Origin of the sequence: Paraburkholderia lycopersici, assembly GCF_900096975.1 — a bacterium.
GTDB classification, from domain to species: Bacteria; Pseudomonadota; Gammaproteobacteria; order Burkholderiales; family Burkholderiaceae; genus Paraburkholderia; species Paraburkholderia lycopersici.
This window is the reverse complement of record NZ_FMYQ01000009.1, coordinates 141,928-158,788: the sequence shown is the minus strand read 5'-3', so window position 1 is coordinate 158,788 and position 16,861 is coordinate 141,928. Positions and strand designations below refer to the sequence as shown.

The window sequence follows — 16,861 nt, the reverse complement described above, 5'->3', positions numbered from 1 at the left end:
GATCAGGCTCGCGACGAGCCATGCGCCGAGCCGGCCGGCGGCACGCCCGGTGGCGGCGCGCCCCGGAGCGGCAAGCGCCCTGGCTGCGGCGTGCCGCGACCGCGCCGCCTGCGAGGGACGCCTCCGTGCGCACAACGCTTCGATCACCCATCCCGCCAAACAACACCTCCGGCCGTCGTAGAACTGGTTGCCACCGGTAGCACCGCTCGCGCGCAGGGGTGGCACGGAACGCGGCATCGGGCGCAAACGCGTTATTTCACCACATTGGCGGGTCAAAACCCCAGGACGCGGCGCAACGCGCCGCGAGAGGCGGCTCGCCGGCGCAATCGGGACAGCAGGCAAGCGGCCCCCCGGCACGCGGCCCGCGCGGATGTTCCGCAGCGGTGGCTTGCGGTAAAATTGCCGCCGACAGAATTAGCGGCGCGGCGCAATCAGGCGCCCCACCTTACTGGACGGACGTCAGCCATGTATCAGTCGGACATCACGCAGTTCATCAACCAGCTCAAGCAGCAAAAGCCGCAGCTCGAAGAGCAGCAGCGCAAGGGCCGCGCGCTCCTGTGGGACAAGCAGCCGCTCGACCTCGACGAGCGCGAGCGCCAGCAGGCGTCGCGCGTGAAGCAAACGTCTTACGTCTACTACCAGAACTTCTGATGGCCGAGGCCGACGGGGCCGGCGCGCCGCCACCGGGCGAGCACGCGGCCAGTCACACGGGCCACGCCGCCGGGCCAACGCCCGGCGAAGCGCTGACCACGCCCGCCACCGACTCGACACCCGACACGGTCGACGGCGTCGCGTTTGCACGCCTTTACGGCGAGCCGCTCTTCAAGCTCCCGCAGGACCTCTATATCCCGCCGGACGCGCTCGAAGTCTTCCTCGAGACCTTCGAAGGCCCGCTCGACCTGCTGCTCTACCTCATCCGCAAGCAGAACTTCAACGTCCTCGACATTCCGATGGCGGAGGTCACCACGCAGTACCTCGGCTACGTCGAGCAACTGCGCAAGACCAACCTCGAGCTCGCCGCCGAATATCTGCTGATGGCGGCCATGCTCATCGAGATCAAGTCGCGCATGCTGCTGCCGGTCAAGAAGGCCGACACCGGCGAGGAAGCCGAAGACCCGCGCGCCGAACTGGTGCGCCGCCTGCTCGAATACGAGCAGATGAAGCTCGCCGCCCAGCGCCTCGACCAGTTGCCGCAGCTCGGCCGCGACTTCCTGCGCGCCGAGGTCTACATCGAGCAGAGCATCACGCCGCGCTTTCCCGACGTGAACAGCAACGACCTGCGCGCCGCGTGGGCCGACGTCATCAAGCGCGCGCGGCTCGTCCAGCATCACAAGATCTCGCGCGAAGAGCTTTCGGTGCGCGAGCACATGAGCCTCATCCTGCGCCGGCTCCAGGGGGAGCGCTTCATGGAGTTCTCGGAGCTCTTCGACGTCACGCGCGGCGTGCCCGTGGTGGTCGTGAACTTCATCGCCATGCTGGAGCTGTCGCGCGAATCGCTCATCGAGATCACGCAGCCCGAGCCGTTCGCGCCGATCTACGTGCGTCTCGCCTATCTGCCCGCTTGAGCCCCGGCCCCCGGTTCACGACGCGACGCCGCACAAAAATAAGTGCCGCATCACACGCGGCCGTCGTGCGGCCGTGAACCGACCCGCACAGCGGAACGCCAGGAAAACTCCTCATTCGGGCCGGGTGCGCCGCGCCCGCAAATCCACTACAATCGCCCGCGCCTGCCCGGTCTCGTCCCACATACGGGGTGCGAAGCGCTGCCGCGCAACCTGCGCGGACCGGGCGCGCGACGTCCGCTTGCGGCCCATCGTCCGGGTCTCCGGCTTGCGGCGTGCAACCCAAGTCTTGCCCCGCGCGAGGCATAAAGCATCCGATCATGAAAGTCATCAGCTCGATTCAGGAATTGCGCGACCAGTTGCGCGGCCAAAACCGCACGGCGTTCGTGCCGACCATGGGCAACCTGCACGAGGGCCATCTGTCGCTGATGCGCCTTGCGCGGCAGCACGGCGACCCGGTCGTGGCGAGCATCTTCGTCAACCGGCTGCAGTTCGGTCCGAACGAGGACTTCGACAAATATCCCCGCACGCTCCAGGACGACATCGAGAAGCTGCAGCGGGAAAACGTCTACGTGCTGTTCGCGCCGACCGAGCGCGACATGTACCCGCAGCCGCAGGAATACCGCGTGCGCCCCCCGCACGACCTGGGCGACATTCTGGAGGGCGAGTTCCGCCCCGGCTTCTTCGAGGGCGTGTGCACGGTCGTCATGAAGCTGATGTCGTGCGTGCAGCCGCGCGTGGCCGTGTTCGGCAAGAAGGACTACCAGCAGCTCATGATCGTGCGCGCGATGTGCCAGCAGTTCGCGCTGCCGACCGAGGTGGTCGCCGCCGAAACCGTGCGCGACACCGACGGACTCGCGCTCAGCTCGCGCAACCGCTATCTTTCGGAGGCCGAGCGCGCCGAGGCGCCGCAACTCGCCGGCGTGCTGCGCGCGATCCGCGAGTCGGTGCTTGCGGGCCGCCGCGACTTCCAGCAGCTCGAACTCGACGCCATGGCGACGCTCGCCGCGCGCGGCTGGAAACCCGACTACATCGCGATCCGCAAACGCGCGAACCTGCTGCCGCCGGCGCCAGGCCAGGGCGACGAGCCGCTCGTCGTGCTGGCCGCGGCGAAGCTCGGCGCCACGCGCCTCATCGACAACCTCGAGATCTGAGCGCCGCCGGGCGGCGCAACCGTCGCCCCGTTCCGCCAGATTCCGCTATCCGCGTTTTCGCGCCTGACCCGCGGCGGGCTGCCTGCCCGCTCGCCTGAGGAGACCCTCCATGCAACGCCATATGCTCAAGTCGAAGATTCACCGCGCCGCGGTCACGCATTGCGAGCTGCACTACGAAGGCTCGTGCGCCATCGACGAAAACCTGCTCGAAGCCGCGAACATCGTCGAGAACGAGCGCATCGACATCTGGAACATCAACAACGGCGAGCGTTTCACGACCTACGCGATCAAGGGCGAGCGCGGCAGCGGCATGATCTCGCTGAACGGCTCGGCCGCGCGCCGCGCGCAACTGGGCGACCTCGTCATCATCGCGGCCTTCGCGAACGTGGAAGAGGAAGAGCTCAAGGCCGGCTGGAAGCCGAACCTCGTGTTCGTCGACGAAAACAACCGCATCAAGGGCAGCCGCGACCACGTGCCCACGCAAAGCTGGAGCTGACGCGCGGCAAGCCGGCGCGGGCCAGCCCGGCGCCGGCTTACTTGCGGTCCACCCATTCCAGGATCGACCGCCACTGGTCGAGGTCCTTCTCGACGCGGCTCTTCGCAACGTCCCACAGCGTAAGCCCGTGCGCGGCGAGCTGCACGTAGTTCTGCGTGTCGCGCAGATAGCCGAGCACCGGCAGATCCAGCCCCTCGACGAAGCGCTGCAGCTGTTCGGCCGAGCGCGTGCGCGCGTCCACCCGCATGCCGACCACGCCCACCTGAATCGCGCCCTTGCGCACAGCCTTTTCCCTGGCGAGGCGATCGAGGAAGTCCTTCGTGGCGAGGATGTCGAACATCGAGGGCTGCAGCGGCACGATCACCTTGTCCGCGAGCTCGACGATCGTCGCGAGCCGGTTGCCGTGCAGGCCCGCGGGCGTGTCGATGACGGCGTGCTCGAGCCCCTTGGGCGGTTTCGCCGGGTGGTCCAGGTCGACCTGCCAGCTTTCGATGGGCGGCAGCGTCGCGGGCCGCAGATCGAGCCACGAGTGCGAGGACTGCTGCCGGTCGAGATCCGCGAGCGCCACCCACTCGCCTTGCGCGGCGAAATAGCCGGCCAGATTGGTGGACAGCGTGCTCTTGCCCACGCCGCCCTTGGGGTTCGCCACCACGATTACCGTCATGAATGCTCCCGTCAGGATGGCTGGCGCATGGGCCAGCCGGTTTGCCGTGTTCTTGCTGATACCGGTTGTGCTGCGACTTGCGAGGTCACCTGCCGGACACCTGCGAGGCGCGCTTCGCGCGCCTGGGCCTGCGCCCCGGATCAACCGTCCGATAATATCGGCAAATTGCGCGCCGCCGAAGTCCCCCCCGTGCGCGCACCTGCATTGCACTCACCAGATCAAGGAGACTGACCGGCCATGAGCACGCTACGCACCGACATCACGATCGAATCGCTGCTCGAACGGCAGCGCGGCCGCCTGCCCGCGCTGCTGGGCCTGCGCCCCATGGCGCTCGAACAAGGCCGGCTGCGTGCCGAGCTCGACGTGCGCAGCGAACTGCTCGCGCCCAACGGCTTCCTGCATGCGGCCACGGTGATCGGCCTCGCCGACACCGCCTGCGGCTACGCCTGCCTCGCCCATCTGCCGCCGGACGCGAAGAACTTCACGACCATCGAGATCAAGAGCAACCACCTCGGCACCGCGCGCGAAGGCACGATCTCGGCCGTGGCGACCGGCGTGCACCTCGGGCGCAGCACGCAGGTCTGGGACGCCACGGTGAGCGGCCCGGACGGCAAGACCATCGCGCTCTTCCGCTGTACGCAGATGGTCCTGTACTGAGCGGCGCGCCGGGCGAACGGGCTTTTTCCCGCGCATTTATGCGATCAAGCCGAACATCTTCTCCAGATCGAGGCTCGCCGCGAGCGTATCGGCCAGCCGCTCCAGCGAAGCCTCTCTCAGCGCCGGATAGTCGATCGTGCGCGCCGCCGCGAGCCCGGCCCAGCGCAGGAGCGCCGCGCACGCCTCGGGCGTGTCGAAGAGGCCGTGCACGTAGGTCGCGAGAATCTGGTTGTCCGAGGAGCGCGCGCCGTCCGGGCGCGTCGCCCCTTCGTGCCCGCCCTCGGCCGCCCCGGCGAGCCGCAGCGCGGGCAAATCGAGCGCCCGCCCGCGCGTCTCGCCCATATGAATCTCGTAGCCCGCCACGCGCGCCGCGTCCGCGCCCTCGAGCGCGAGCACGCCCGTCACGTTCTTCAACGTCTTTTCGCGCGTGAGCGCGGTCTCGTAGTCCAGCCAGCCGAAGCCCTCGACAGCCCCGGGCTCGCCCTCCACGCCATGCGGATCGGCAATCGCGCGCCCGAGCATCTGCATGCCGCCGCAGATGCCGATCACGCGGCCGCCGTAACGCAGGTGCCGCGCGAGCGCCGTCTCCCAGCCCTGCGCGCGCAGCCAGGCGAGGTCGTCGCGCACGTTTTTCGAGCCGGGCAGGATCACGAGGTCGGCCGCGCGCGGCGCTTCGCCTGTGCGCACGTAGGTGAAATCGACCTGCGGATGGGCGCGGAGCGCGTCGAAGTCCGTATGGTTGCTGATGTGCGGCAGCGCCGGCACGACCACGCGCAGTATCTCGCCGCCGGCCTGCGCGGCGCTGTGGGCCGCGTCGGGCAGCATGTCCTCGGCGTCGAGCGTGAGGCCGTGCAGGTACGGCACGACGCCGAGCACGGGCTTGCCCGTCTGCGCTTCGAGCCACGCGAGGCCGGGTTCGAGCAGCGAGCGATCGCCGCGAAAGCGGTTGATGACGAAGCCCTTCACGCGCGCCCGCTCGCTCTCCGACAAGCACGCGAGCGTGCCTGTCAGATGCGCGAACACGCCGCCGCGATCGATGTCGGCGACGAGCACGACCGGGCAATCGACCGCTTGCGCAAAGCCCATGTTGGCGATGTCGTTCGCGCGCAGGTTGACTTCGGCGGGACTGCCCGCGCCTTCGACGAACACCGTGTCGTAACGCGCGCGCAGGCGACCGTAGGACTGAAGCACGGCTTCGCGCGCGAGCGGCTTGTAGGCCTGGTACGCGCGCGCGTCGAGGTTCATGCGCGCCCTGCCGTGGATGACGACCTGCGAGCCCAGGTCGCTGTTGGGCTTGAGCAGCACCGGATTGAGGTCGGTATGCGCCTCGATGCCGGCGGCGATGGCCTGCAGCGCCTGGGCGCGGCCGATCTCGCCGCCGTCCGCGGTCACGGCGCTGTTGAGCGCCATGTTCTGCGGCTTGAACGGCGCGACGCGCGCGCCGGCGCGGCGCGCAAGGCGGCACAGGCCGGCGACGAGCGTGCTCTTGCCGGCGTCGGAAGTCGTGCCCTGGATCATCAGCGTGCCGTGCGGCACGGCGGGTAGCGTTGCGGTCATGAGGCGGTTGGCGCGTGGGCGGCGAAGGCGAGCGCGCATTATCCCATCGCCCGCGCGGGCGGCGCTGGACCGCAACGCGACGCCGGCCGCGGGGACAACGGCGCGACAAAGCCAGCCGTTACAATCACGCGATGACTTCGCGCGATCTCACCTTCATCGTCGGCGGCGCGCGCTCGGGCAAGAGCGCGCATGCCGAACGCCTCGCCGCCGGCAGCGGGCTGCCGGTCGCCTACATCGCCACGGCGCGCGTCGCGGGCGACGCCGAGCTCGCCGAGCGCATCGCCCATCATCGCGCGCGGCGGCCCGCGCACTGGGCGCTCGTCGAAGCGCCGCTCGACCTCGCGGGCGCGCTCGACGCGGCGGCCGCGCCCGGCCAGTGCGTGTTGATCGACTGCCTCACGCTGTGGCTCGCGAACCTGCTCTGTCCGCCCCGCGTGGCAGCCCCGCTGCCCGACTGGCGCGCGCGTCTCGACGCCTTTGCCGCCGCCTGCGAGCGCGCCCGGGGCACGGTGCTCGTGGTGAGCAACGAGATCGGCATGGGCGTCGTGCCGCTTGGCGCGGCCACGCGCCTTTACGTCGACGAACTCGGCCGCCTGAACCAGCGCATCGCCGCGCTCGCTGATCGCGCGACGCTCGTCGCCGCCGGCCTGCCTCTCGTGCTCAAGACGCCGCTTCGGACCTCATGATGCTCACGCTGCCCGTTACCGCCGCGCTCGCCGTGGCCGGCGTCGCGGTGGACCGCTGGCTCGGCGAGCCGCGCCGCGCGCATCCGCTCGTCGCCTTCGGCCGGCTCGCGAACCGCATCGAAGCGCGCCTGAACACGGGCCGCCGCGGCCGTCCGCTCGGGCTGCTCGCGTGGCTCGCGGCCGTCGCGCCGCCCGTCGCCGCCGCCGCGCTGCTGTGCGCCCTGCTGCCCTGGCCGCTCGCCTGGGCCGCGCACGTCGCGCTGCTGTGGTTCGCGCTCGGCGCGCGCAGCCTCGCGGAGCACATCGCGCCGATCGGCGCGGCGCTCGCGCGGCGCGACCTTGTCGCCGCGCGCGAACTGACCGGGCGCATCGTCTCGCGCGACACGGCGCACGCCGACGCCACCGCGCTCTCGTGCGCGGCCGTCGAATCGGCGCTCGAAAACGGCAACGACGCGATTTTCGGCGCGCTGTTCTGGTTCGCGATCGCAGGCGGCCCCGGCGCGCTCGCGTTCCGTCTCGCCAACACGCTCGACGCGATGTGGGGCTACCGCACGCCGCGCTTCCTGCGCTTCGGGTGGGCGGCCGCGCGCATCGACGACGTGCTCAACTGGATTCCCGCCCGCCTCACGGCCGCAAGCTACGCGCTGCTCGGCGACACGCGCGAGGCGCTGCGCTGCTGGCGCGAGCAGGCGCATCGCTGGGAGAGCCCGAACGCCGGCCCCGTCATGGCGGCGGGCGCGGGCAGTCTGAACGTGCTGCTGGGCGGCCCGGCCGTCTATCAAGGCATGCTGGAGGAACGCCCGGCGCTCGGCGCGGGTTCGCCGCCGCAAGCGCGGCACGTGGAGGCGGCGCTGCGCCTCGTCGAACGCAGCACCATTTTGTGGCTCGCGACGCTGCTCGCGCTGGCCTTCGTGAGCGTGGCAACCCATGTCTGAACGACCCGTCACGCTCGTCGCGCATGGCGGCAACCTGCACGAAGCGGCCGCGCGCTACGGCATCGCATGGGACGCGTGGATCGATCTGTCGACGGGCGTCAATCCGCATGGCTATCCGGTGCCGCCGGTGCCCGCCTCGGCATGGCGGCGCCTGCCCGACGACGGCGACGGCTTCGCGGCCTGCGCCGCGCGCTACTACGGCGCGCCCGACGCGCGGCACGTGTTGCCGGTCGCCGGCAGCCAGGCCGCCATTCGCGCGCTGCCCGCGCTGCTGCCGCGTGCGCGCGTGGCCATCGCGCCGCTCACCTACGGCGAGTACGCGCCGGCGTTCGAGCGGGCGGATCACGAAATCGCGCCGCTCGACGTCACGCGCGACGCACTGCCCGGCGCGATCACGCACGCCGTCGTCGTGAACCCCAACAATCCGACGGCCGCGCATCTCGATGCCGCCCGTCTGCTGCGCTGGCACGCGCAACTCGCGGCGCGCGGCGGCACGCTGGTCGTCGACGAAGCCTTCGCCGACGCTTACGGCGACGCGCAACGCGAAACGCTTGCGCGCGCAACCGATCGCGAAGGTCTGGTCGTGCTGCGTTCGCCGGGCAAGTTCTTCGGGCTTGCGGGCGCGCGCTGCGGCTTCGCGCTCGCGCAGCCCGCGCTGCTGCGCGCGCTGCATGCGCACCTGGGGGCATGGACCGTGGCCGGACCCGCGCGCCACGCAGTGACGCACGCATTCGAAGACCGCGCGTGGCATGGCGAGATGCGGCTGCGCCTCGCCGCCGAAAGCGCGCGCCTCGTCGCGCTGTTGCGCGCGCGGGGCTTCTCGCCGAACGCGACGCCGCTGTTCGCGTGGATCGCTGACCCGCGCGCGCCCGCCTTGCAGGACGCGCTCGCGCGCCGCGCGGTGTGGACGCGCCGCTTCGACGCGCCCGCCAGCCTGCGCTTCGGCCTGCCCGCATCCGACGACGAATGGCGGCGCTTCGAAGACGCGCTCTCGCAAGCCGTGCGGGAGATCGACTGATGCGCGCCGCCGTCTTCGCATTTGCCATAGCGCTGGCCGCACTCGTGCCGCACGCCGCGCAGGCGACCGTCACCGCCATCGACGACGCCGGCAACGCGGTCACCCTCCCCGCGCCCGCGCAGCGCGTGGTGAGCCTCGCGCCGCACGTCACCGAGCTGCTGTATGCGGCGGGCGGCGGCGCGAAAGTGGTCGGCGCGGTGGCCTACAGCGACTACCCGCGCGACGCGCAGCAGGTGCCGCGCGTCGGCGACAATCGCGCGCTCGACCTCGAGCGCATCGTCGCGCTCAAGCCCGATCTCATCGTGGTCTGGCGCCACGGCAATGCGCAGCAACAACTCGACCGGCTGCGCGAGCTGCATGTTCCGCTCTTCTTCAGCGAGCCGCATCGGCTCGACGACGTCGCGACCTCGCTCACGCGGCTCGGCCTGCTGCTCGGCACGGAGCCCGCCGCGCAGGCCGCCGCGAATGCCTACCGGCGCGACATCGCGCAGCTACGCGCGCGCTATGCGCGGCGCACGCCCGTGAGCGTGTTCTACGAAGTCTGGGATCAGCCGCTGATGACCATCAACGGCTCGCACATGATCAGCGACGTGATCGCGCTGTGCGGCGGCCGCAACGTGTTCGCGGCGCTCGGCCCGCTCGTGCCGACGGTGTCGACGGAAGCCGTGCTGGCCGCCAACCCCGACGCGATCGTCACCGCCGCACAAGGGGCGACTTCGCCGGAGCACCCGCTGCCGAGCCTCGAACGCTGGCGCGCCTGGCCCGCGCTTGCCGCCGTCGCGCGCGGCAATCTGTTCGCCGTCGACGGCGATCTGCTCACGCGGCCCGCGCCGCGCCTCGCCGAGGGTGCCGGGCAACTGTGCAAGGACCTCGACGCCGCCCGCACGCGCAGCGCCGCCGGGCATTGATTCGGCATACGAAGTAATCGGTTACGCATTCCAGTGCGCAAGCAGCCATTGCTTGCCCGACGCGTCGTAGCGCAGCCGCACGATGGCGCCCATCTCCAGCGGCCAGCGCACGCAGCGCGCAAGCGGCACGCCGAGCGCGCGCGCCGTGGCCGCGCGGATGACGCCCGCATGCGTGACAGTCCAAACGGCGGCATGCTCGTATGCATCGAGCGCTTCGAACCATGCGCTCACGCGCGCATCGAACTGCGCGACGCTCTCGCCGCCGTGTGTGCGCGCGTGCTCGAAATCGGCGGCCCAGGCGTCGATCTGCGCACGCTCGATCGCGTCCCAGCGCTGCATCTCCCACGCGCCGAAATCCATCTCGGCGAGCCGCGCGTCGACTTGCGGCGTTTGCCCGTGCGCCGCCGCGAGCGCGGCGGCGATGCTCGCGCACCGCATGAGCGGACTCGTCTCGATACGTTGCGGCTCGCGCACGCCGATCGCCGCGAGCCGCTCTGCAAGCGAAGCCGCTTCCTGACGTGCGTCGCCCGCGAGGCGCACATCGCTTGCGCCGTAGCACAGGCCCGGCTCGACAGCCACGGCCGGATGACGGATCAGAACGAGATCCATGCGAGCCCCACGAGATAAATCGCGATTTCGAACACCTGCTGCGCGAGACCGAGACAGTCGCCCGTATAGCCGCCGATACGGCGCAGGAAATATCGCCCCAGCGCGAAACGCAGCACGCCGAGCACGACGAGCGTCGCCGCGCCCGCGCGCCAGTCGGGCGCAGCGGACCACGTCGGCCAGAAAAGCCACGGCAAGCCGAACGCGCACGCGCACAGCCATGCGAGCACGCTCATGCGCTGCGCAACGGGCTTGGCCTTGCCCTCGGGGCGCACATAGCCGAGCGACACGAGATAGCTGATCGCGCAGGCGCGGCTCGCCGCGTGGCCCGCGATCATCAGCATGGCGGCGCGCGCGGGCGGCAGCGCCGCGAGCGTCTGCCACTTGAGCGCGAGCGCCACCACGAGCCCGATCGCGCCGAACGCGCCGATGCGCGAGTCGTGCATGATGCGCAGCACGTCTTCGCGCGCGTACGCGCCGCCGAATGCGTCGCAGCAGTCCGCGAGGCCGTCTTCGTGGAAGGCGCCCGTCGCGAGCAGCGTGGCGGCCATCGAAAGCAGCACGGCAACGCTCGCCGGCAATACGCGCAGCGCCGCGAGATAGACGAGCGCCGCGAGCGCGCCGATCAGCGCGCCGACGAGCGGAAAGTAACGCGCCGCGCAATTGAGCCACGCAGGCTCGAAGCCCACCCAGCGCGGCACCGGCACGCGCGTGAAATAACCCAGCGCCGTAAAGAAGTAACGCAGCTCCGCGAGCGGATTCATCGCGCGGCGCTCAGGCACTGCGGTTGTCGACGCCGGCCGACTCGAAGCTCGCCATCTCGTTGAGAAACGCCACGGCCGCGCGCAGGAGCGGCATCGCGAGCGCCGCGCCCGTGCCCTCGCCCAGACGCAGGTCGAGCGCGAGCAGTTCGCGCGCGCCGAAGTGATCGAGCATGCGCCGGTGCCCCGCCTCGTTCGACGCGTGCGCGAACACACAGTAGTCGCGCACGTTCGGCGCGAGCGAGTCGGCCACGAGCAGCGCCGAGGTCGCGATGAAGCCGTCCACGAGGATCGCCATGCGCGAGCGTGCCGCTTCGAGGAACGCGCCGGCCATCATCGCGATCTCGAAGCCGCCGAACGCGGCGAGCACGTCGAGCGGCTCGCGCGCGTCGGCGTGATGCGCGAGCGCCGCCGCGAGCACGTTGCGCTTTCTGGCGAGCCCCGCGTTGTCGAGGCCCGTGCCGCGCCCGACGCACTCGTCGATCGGCACGTCGCACAACCGGCTCATCAGGCACGCGGCCGACGAGGTGTTCGCAATGCCCATTTCGCCGAAGCCGATCACGTTCGTGCCGAGCGCCGCGTGATGGCGCACGCGCGCGGCGCCCGCCGCGAGCGCGGCGAGCGTTTCGTCGCGCGTCATGGCGCGCTCGCGCGCGAAGTTGCGCGTGCCGCGTGCGATGGCCGCATCGACGAGCGCGGGCGACGGCGGCAGCGGCGCGGCCACGCCCGCGTCGACGACTTCGAGCGTGAGCCCCGCCACGCCGCTGAACGCGTTGATGGCCGCGCCGCCCGCCACGAAGTTCGCGACCATCTGCGCGGTCACGGCTTGCGGATACGGGCTCACGCCTTCGGCGGCGATGCCGTGATCGCCGGCGAAGACGATCATCACGGGCCGCCCGACGCTCGGGCGCGTGGTGCGCTGGATCATGCCGAGCTGGCGCGCGAGCGTTTCGAGGCGGCCGAGACTGCCGGGCGGCTTGGTCTTCGTGTCGATGAGGCGTTGCAGTTCGTCGCGCAGCGAGAGGTCGAGCGGTTCGACGGCGAGCAGTTCGGTAAGCGATGACGTCATGGTGTAGTCGTATCGAAATGGTTGCGGGCGCAAGCGGTGCGCTAGCGCGCGCCGTTCGGCCCCGGCGAATGCGGTGTTGAAAAAGTCGATGCCAGCGCGGGCACGAGCGCCTCGTGCGCGCCCTCGCGTATCAGCACGAGCGGATGGCCGAACGCCGCGCTCGCGCGCCCGGCCGTGAGCACTTCGCGCACCGGGCCCGCGTGAAAGCCGCCACGGCCGTCGAGCAGCAGCGCGTGCGTCGAAAAGCGCCGCGCAAGATTGAGATCGTGGCAGGAAAAGAGGACCGCGCGCGCCTCGCTGCGCACCCAGCGCGCGAGCGCCTCGAGACACGCGATCTGATGATGCAGGTCCAGGTGCGCGAGCGGCTCGTCGAGCAGCAGGAGCGGCGCGCCCTGGCACAGCGCGGCGGCAAGCGCGACGCGCTGGCGCTCGCCGCCCGAAAGCGAAAGCACGTCGCGCGCCGCGAACGCTTCGAGGCCGAGCGCCGCGAGCGCGGCGTGCGCGGCCGCGCGATCGGCGTTGCCTTCCCAGCCCCAGCCCGAAAGATGCGGATAGCGGCTGAGCAGCACGGTGTCGAGCACGCTCGCGCTGAATGCGTCGCGCAGGTCCTGGGGCATCAGCGCGCGGCGCTGCGCGAGGCGCACCGGCGGCCATTGCGCGAGCGCGACGCCCTCGACTTCCACACGCCCCGCCGCCGGCGCGCGCAGACCCGCGAGCGCGCCGATCAGCGTGGTCTTGCCCGCGCCGTTCGCGCCCGCCACGCACCAGACTTCGCCCGCGGCAAACCCTTGCGTGAGCGATTCGACGAGCGTGCGGGCGCCGGCGCGCAACGTGAGCGCGTGGGCGGCGAGCAGCGGTGGGCGGGCATCGCTCATCGCGTGCGCCTCGCGAGCAGCATCCACAGAAATACGGGCACGCCCGCGAGCGCGGTCACGACACCCACCGGCAACTGCGCGGGCGCGGCCACCGTGCGCGCCACGAGGTCCGCGCCCATCACCGCCACGCCGCCCGCGAGCGCGGCGGCCGGCACGAGCATGCGCTGGTCGTTGCCGAATGCGAGACGCAACATGTGGGGCACGACGAGTCCCACGAAGCCGATGGTGCCGCCCGTCGTCACGGCCGCGGCGGCCGCGAGCGACGCGGCAAGATAAATGCCCACGCGCAGGCGCAACACCGGCACGCCCAGTGCCTGCGCGGCGGCGTCGCCGCGCAGCAGCACGTTGAGCATCGGCGCGGCCGGCACGATGCATGCAAGCACCACGCCAAGCGCCGCGAGCGCGGGCCATGGCATGCCCGCGCCATTGAGGTCGCCCGTGAGCCAGAACAGCATGCCGCGCAAGCGCGTATCGGGGGCGAGCGTGAGCAGCAGCGTAATCAACGCGCCCCAGCCCGCCGCCGTCACCGCGCCCGTCAGCAACAGCCGCGGCGAGCTGTCCTGGGGTTCGCCGCGCCACAACTCCCGGCGCGCGAGGCCGAGCACGAGCAGGATCGAAACCAGCGCACCCGCGCAGGCGCTCGCCTGCACGCCCCACCACGTCACACCCGCGATCATCGCGACGAGCGCGAAGGCCGCGGCGCCGCCCGAAACGCCGAGCACGTAGGGCTCCGCGAGCGGATTGCGCAACAGCACCTGCAATAGCGCCCCGCCAAGCGCGAGCAACGCGCCGCACGCGAAACCGGACAGCGCGCGCGGCAGGCGCAGCGTGCGTACGATTTCCGTCGCCATGTCGGGCGCGCCATGGGCGGGCATGAGCGCCGCGCACATCTGCGCGAACGTCACGCTCACGCTGCCTGTCGCGAGCGAAGCCGCGAACACCGCGAGCGCCGCCGCGGCGAGCACGCCCCAGATCGCGCAGGCGCGGCGGGCGCTCATCGAGCGGCGCGGCAGCGCATGCATGGCGGACGCGGCGTGAGATTCATCGCGGCTCATGGAACGCATCAAGGAACTCGGTGGCAGACGGGTTTCAAAAGGATCAAAGGGAAAACAGCGGACGTCTCGCAGCCCACGGCCCGCGCCGCATGTTGTCGCAAGACATTCTGCGAGCCGTTGGCAAAGGCGATGACAAAAGTCACCGGCAAAAGGCACCGGCAAAACGCCGCGAATCCGTGATGTTATAACGCGCGGGCCGCGATCGAAACGACGCGCTGCGCGCACAGCCTTGGCAAAACGCGTTCCTGGCTGGCCCATGCCGCACACATAATGTGGGAATCGGACCGGGTTCGGGTAAGAAGCCGGGTTGTTACGTCTGGAAACGACACAATTATCAAAATACACGTTGATCCGCGCTAGAATGCCTGTCTTTAGAGGACGCAGCACATGCTCAACGAACTCGAAACACTCTCACAGAACATCGGGCGGCTGATCGAGATTAATCAGCGCCAACATGAAACGCGCCTCGCACTCGAAGAGCAACTCGCGCAGCTGCGTGCGCAATGCGACACCACGCGCACCGAGCTCGAACAGATCCGCGAGGAACGCAACGCCCTGCAAGCGGAGCGCGATGCGCTCTCGGCCAAGATCGACGACGCGCAGGTGCGTCTGAACGCGATCCTCGAAAAGCTGCCGCGCGCACGCGCGGGCAACGAACGCGACAACCAGCTCGATCTGCTCGAACCGTCGTCGAGCAACGACGACGACAGCAACGCGGCCCGCCATGGAGAAAATGCATGACCACCAAGCAGATCGAAGCGACGATCCTCGGGCAAATCTATCGCCTCGTCTGTTCTCCGGAAACGGAACAGGCGCTGCTCGAAGCCGTGGCTCGCGTCGATGCCGAAATGTCGAAGATCCGCAATCACAGCAACGTGCGCGGCACCGATCGCATCGCGGTCATGGCGGCGCTCTCGCTCGCCTCGGAGCTGCTGCGTCTGCAAACGAGCGTGCGTCATGGGGAAGCATTCCCAGCGGAAGAAATCCGTCGTACAATGCGCCAAATGAATGAACAACTCGGCGCCGTCATCCAGCAGTACGGAGTGCAATAAGCGGGATGCAATAAGCGCAGTAACGAAGGTGTTTCATCGAAACGTCAGTACGTTTCTAAACAGGTTTAGTCAGCTTCCCTGCCTGGTTCGCCAAGGTCATATATTCCTTGAACCAATGCCATGTGCACGGTTGCGGAAATTTGTAGCACGGGCGTGCGCGTCACACAGTCTGATGTACCCAAAGTGCTGCTAACTGCGACCAATTCTGAACCCTCGGTTCAGGATGCCGGCCTAGCGGCTAAGGCGGGGACCTATTCAAACGGCATCGGACGAAAGTTCGATGCCGTTTTCCATTGTGCGGCCCGCTTCGTGTCTCGCGCGCACGCCTGCCCCTTTCCTCTTCCGACGTGACCTTCGACTCATGCGCTACTGGCTGATGAAGTCCGAACCCGAAGAAGCAAGTATCGACGACCTCGCGAACGCACCGCAACGCACGCTGCCGTGGACCGGCGTGCGCAATTATCAGGCGCGCAACTTCATGCGCGACACCATGCAGCCAGGCGACGGCGTGCTGTTCTATCATTCGAGCTGCCCAGAGCCCGGCATCGCGGGCCTCGCGCAAGTTTCCTCCACGGCCTATCCCGACCCCACGCAGTTCGATCCGAAGAGCCCTTACTACGACGCGAAATCCACGCAGGAGAATCCGCGCTGGATGCTCGTCGACGTCGTGTTCAGGAAGAAATGCCCGCTGATTGCCTTGGCCGCGTTGCGCGAGCACGAGGCGCTTTCGGACATGCGCGTGCTCGCGAAAGGCAATCGCCTTTCGATCACGCCGGTCACGACGGCCGAGTGGAACTTCATCACGAAACATCTGATGTGATGTTCCACTGGTTCGCCGTGGCGGCGCGCAGCCAGACACGCTAGCGACATCGCAGCGTAACTTCGAGCACAATCGCCCACAGTCGCGCGTCGCCATGCGCAGTCCGCCGACGCTTGACGTGCTGCGCGCACGTCGCCCGCGACGCCAGTTCTGCAAGGAGCCTCAATGAACCGAAAAACTGCCGTCACGCTCGCCGCCGCATTCGCTGCCGCCCTTCCGCTCGCCTTGACGCTCGCGCCGCGCGCCGCGCTTGCACAGAGCGACGCGCGTTATCAGCCCTCGGGCGTACTTTCGCTTTCCGCGCAGGCGAGCGCCGAGGTCCCGCAAGACGTCGTCACCATTACGTTGTTCTACGAACAGGAAGCCAGCGATCCCGCCTCGCTCACCGCGACGCTCAATCAGCGCGCCGACGCCGCGCTGCAAAGAGCCAGGAGCGTCGCTGGCGTGACGGCGCGCTCGGGGCAGTTCTCGATCTTCCCCTCCACCGACCGCGACGGGCGCATCTCCGCCTGGCGCGGGCGCACGGAGGTCGTGCTCGAATCGCACGATTTCGCGGCGGCGTCGAAGCTCGCGGGCGATCTCTCGCCGGTCATGCAGGTGGGCAACGTGCAGTTCTCGCTCTCGCCCGAAGCGCAGCGCGCTGCCGAGCAAAAGCTCTCGGGCCAGGCCATCGCCTCGTTTCGCGACCAGGCGCTCTCGGCCACGCGTGCATTCGGCTACAGCAGCTACACGATTCGCGATGTCAACGTGGGACACACGGGCGTGATGCCGCGCCCCGTGATGATGATGAGCGCACGCGCCGTTTCGGCGGACGCGAAGATGTCCGCCCCCGTGCCGCTCGAAGCCGGCACGTCCACGGTGAGCGCCAACGTCTCCGGCTCGGTGCAGATGAAGTAAGGCGCGCGCGCCGCGCGCGGGCAACGCTCGATAAAAAAGCCACGGTGAAAACCGTGGCTTTTTTATGGGCTAAAACGCAAAACGCTGCA

At 69.6% G+C, this 16,861-nt stretch carries 20 protein-coding genes and 1 other RNA gene; 14 read left to right on the top strand and 7 right to left on the bottom strand.

Going from position 1 to position 16,861, the window contains the following annotated elements; genetic code table 11:
- Positions 1-465 precede the first annotated feature (465 nt).
- The 4 genes from BLU17_RS12460 (at position 466) to panD (ending at position 3,212) form a co-directional block, all read left to right on the top strand.
- A complete protein-coding gene (locus BLU17_RS12460; protein ID WP_091997028.1) occupies positions 466-651 on the top strand; it encodes a DUF3460 family protein in 186 nt (61 codons plus the stop codon).
- Positions 651-1,565, top strand: a complete 915-nt coding sequence (locus tag BLU17_RS12455; RefSeq protein WP_245746829.1) for a segregation and condensation protein A — start codon at positions 651-653, stop codon at positions 1,563-1,565. Before BLU17_RS12460 ends, BLU17_RS12455 begins: the two co-directional genes overlap by 1 nt.
- A 317-nt stretch (positions 1,566-1,882) precedes the next feature.
- Entirely contained in the window at positions 1,883-2,716 is an 834-nt protein-coding gene (panC, locus tag BLU17_RS12450) for a pantoate--beta-alanine ligase (RefSeq protein WP_091997027.1), read from the top strand.
- Positions 2,717-2,825: 109 nt separating this feature from the next.
- On the top strand, positions 2,826-3,212 hold the full coding sequence (gene panD, locus BLU17_RS12445; RefSeq protein ID WP_091997026.1) for an aspartate 1-decarboxylase: 387 nt from the start codon (positions 2,826-2,828) through the stop codon (positions 3,210-3,212).
- Between the two features lie 37 nt (positions 3,213-3,249).
- Here panD and BLU17_RS12440 read toward each other — a convergent pair whose 3' ends face one another.
- Positions 3,250-3,876, bottom strand: coding sequence for a ParA family protein (locus BLU17_RS12440; protein WP_091997025.1), 627 nt, complete (start codon positions 3,874-3,876; stop codon positions 3,250-3,252).
- Positions 3,877-4,113: 237 nt separating this feature from the next.
- On the opposite strand from BLU17_RS12440, the gene BLU17_RS12435 reads away from it, so the two are divergent.
- A complete protein-coding gene (locus tag BLU17_RS12435; RefSeq protein WP_091997024.1) occupies positions 4,114-4,533 on the top strand; it encodes a PaaI family thioesterase in 420 nt (139 codons plus the stop codon).
- A gap of 36 nt (positions 4,534-4,569) precedes the next feature.
- Here BLU17_RS12435 and BLU17_RS12430 read toward each other — a convergent pair whose 3' ends face one another.
- Positions 4,570-6,090, bottom strand: coding sequence for a cobyric acid synthase (locus BLU17_RS12430; RefSeq protein ID WP_245746828.1), 1,521 nt, complete (start codon positions 6,088-6,090; stop codon positions 4,570-4,572).
- Between the two features lie 131 nt (positions 6,091-6,221).
- Here BLU17_RS12430 and cobU point away from each other — a divergent pair, with 131 nt between their 5' ends.
- Genes cobU through BLU17_RS12410 form a run of 4 tightly spaced genes read left to right on the top strand, consistent with a single transcriptional unit; the run spans position 6,222 to position 9,637 of the window.
- Positions 6,222-6,776: a bifunctional adenosylcobinamide kinase/adenosylcobinamide-phosphate guanylyltransferase gene (gene cobU / locus BLU17_RS12425; RefSeq protein WP_091997023.1), complete on the top strand. Its 555-nt coding sequence runs from the start codon at positions 6,222-6,224 to the stop codon at positions 6,774-6,776.
- Positions 6,776-7,711: an adenosylcobinamide-phosphate synthase CbiB gene (cbiB, locus tag BLU17_RS12420; RefSeq protein ID WP_091997081.1), complete on the top strand. Its 936-nt coding sequence runs from the start codon at positions 6,776-6,778 to the stop codon at positions 7,709-7,711. The genes cobU and cbiB overlap by 1 nt, the downstream gene beginning before the upstream one ends.
- Positions 7,704-8,729: a threonine-phosphate decarboxylase CobD gene (gene cobD / locus BLU17_RS12415; protein WP_091997022.1), complete on the top strand. Its 1,026-nt coding sequence runs from the start codon at positions 7,704-7,706 to the stop codon at positions 8,727-8,729. Before cbiB ends, cobD begins: the two co-directional genes overlap by 8 nt.
- Positions 8,729-9,637 carry a cobalamin-binding protein gene (locus tag BLU17_RS12410; protein ID WP_245746827.1) on the top strand — a complete coding sequence of 303 codons (909 nt, stop codon included), beginning with the start codon at positions 8,729-8,731 and terminating at the stop codon, positions 9,635-9,637. Before cobD ends, BLU17_RS12410 begins: the two co-directional genes overlap by 1 nt.
- 21 nt (positions 9,638-9,658) lie before the next feature.
- Here the strand turns inward: BLU17_RS12410 and cobC are convergent, their stop codons facing one another.
- The 5 genes from cobC to BLU17_RS12385 are packed head-to-tail and all read right to left on the bottom strand — an operon-like array spanning position 9,659 to position 14,003.
- Positions 9,659-10,246 carry an alpha-ribazole phosphatase gene (gene cobC, locus BLU17_RS12405; protein ID WP_091997020.1) on the bottom strand — a complete coding sequence of 196 codons (588 nt, stop codon included), beginning with the start codon at positions 10,244-10,246 and terminating at the stop codon, positions 9,659-9,661.
- Positions 10,231-11,007, bottom strand: coding sequence for an adenosylcobinamide-GDP ribazoletransferase (locus tag BLU17_RS12400; RefSeq protein WP_091997019.1), 777 nt, complete (start codon positions 11,005-11,007; stop codon positions 10,231-10,233). Before BLU17_RS12400 ends, cobC begins: the two co-directional genes overlap by 16 nt.
- A gap of 10 nt (positions 11,008-11,017) precedes the next feature.
- Positions 11,018-12,073, bottom strand: coding sequence for a nicotinate-nucleotide--dimethylbenzimidazole phosphoribosyltransferase (cobT, locus tag BLU17_RS12395; protein ID WP_091997018.1), 1,056 nt, complete (start codon positions 12,071-12,073; stop codon positions 11,018-11,020).
- Between the two features lie 41 nt (positions 12,074-12,114).
- Entirely contained in the window at positions 12,115-12,948 is an 834-nt protein-coding gene (locus BLU17_RS12390; RefSeq protein ID WP_091997017.1) for an ABC transporter ATP-binding protein, read from the bottom strand.
- The gene (locus BLU17_RS12385) at positions 12,945-14,003 is read right to left on the bottom strand and encodes a FecCD family ABC transporter permease (RefSeq protein ID WP_091997080.1); all 1,059 of its coding nucleotides are present in this window, start codon (positions 14,001-14,003) and stop codon (positions 12,945-12,947) included. The genes BLU17_RS12390 and BLU17_RS12385 overlap by 4 nt, the downstream gene beginning before the upstream one ends.
- 387 nt (positions 14,004-14,390) lie before the next feature.
- On the opposite strand from BLU17_RS12385, the gene BLU17_RS12380 reads away from it, so the two are divergent.
- The 5 genes from BLU17_RS12380 to BLU17_RS12360 all read left to right on the top strand — a co-directional run bounded on the left by BLU17_RS12380 (position 14,391) and on the right by BLU17_RS12360 (position 16,772).
- Entirely contained in the window at positions 14,391-14,744 is a 354-nt protein-coding gene (locus tag BLU17_RS12380) for an ATPase (protein WP_091997016.1), read from the top strand.
- Positions 14,741-15,055 carry a cell division protein ZapA gene (locus BLU17_RS12375; RefSeq protein ID WP_091997015.1) on the top strand — a complete coding sequence of 105 codons (315 nt, stop codon included), beginning with the start codon at positions 14,741-14,743 and terminating at the stop codon, positions 15,053-15,055. The genes BLU17_RS12380 and BLU17_RS12375 overlap by 4 nt, the downstream gene beginning before the upstream one ends.
- Before the next feature lie 72 nt (positions 15,056-15,127).
- Positions 15,128-15,309: non-coding RNA, 6S RNA (gene ssrS / locus BLU17_RS12370), on the top strand.
- A gap of 107 nt (positions 15,310-15,416) precedes the next feature.
- Positions 15,417-15,875, top strand: coding sequence for an EVE domain-containing protein (locus BLU17_RS12365; RefSeq protein WP_091997079.1), 459 nt, complete (start codon positions 15,417-15,419; stop codon positions 15,873-15,875).
- A gap of 165 nt (positions 15,876-16,040) precedes the next feature.
- A complete protein-coding gene (locus BLU17_RS12360) occupies positions 16,041-16,772 on the top strand; it encodes an SIMPL domain-containing protein (protein ID WP_091997014.1) in 732 nt (243 codons plus the stop codon).
- Positions 16,773-16,861 lie beyond the last annotated feature (89 nt).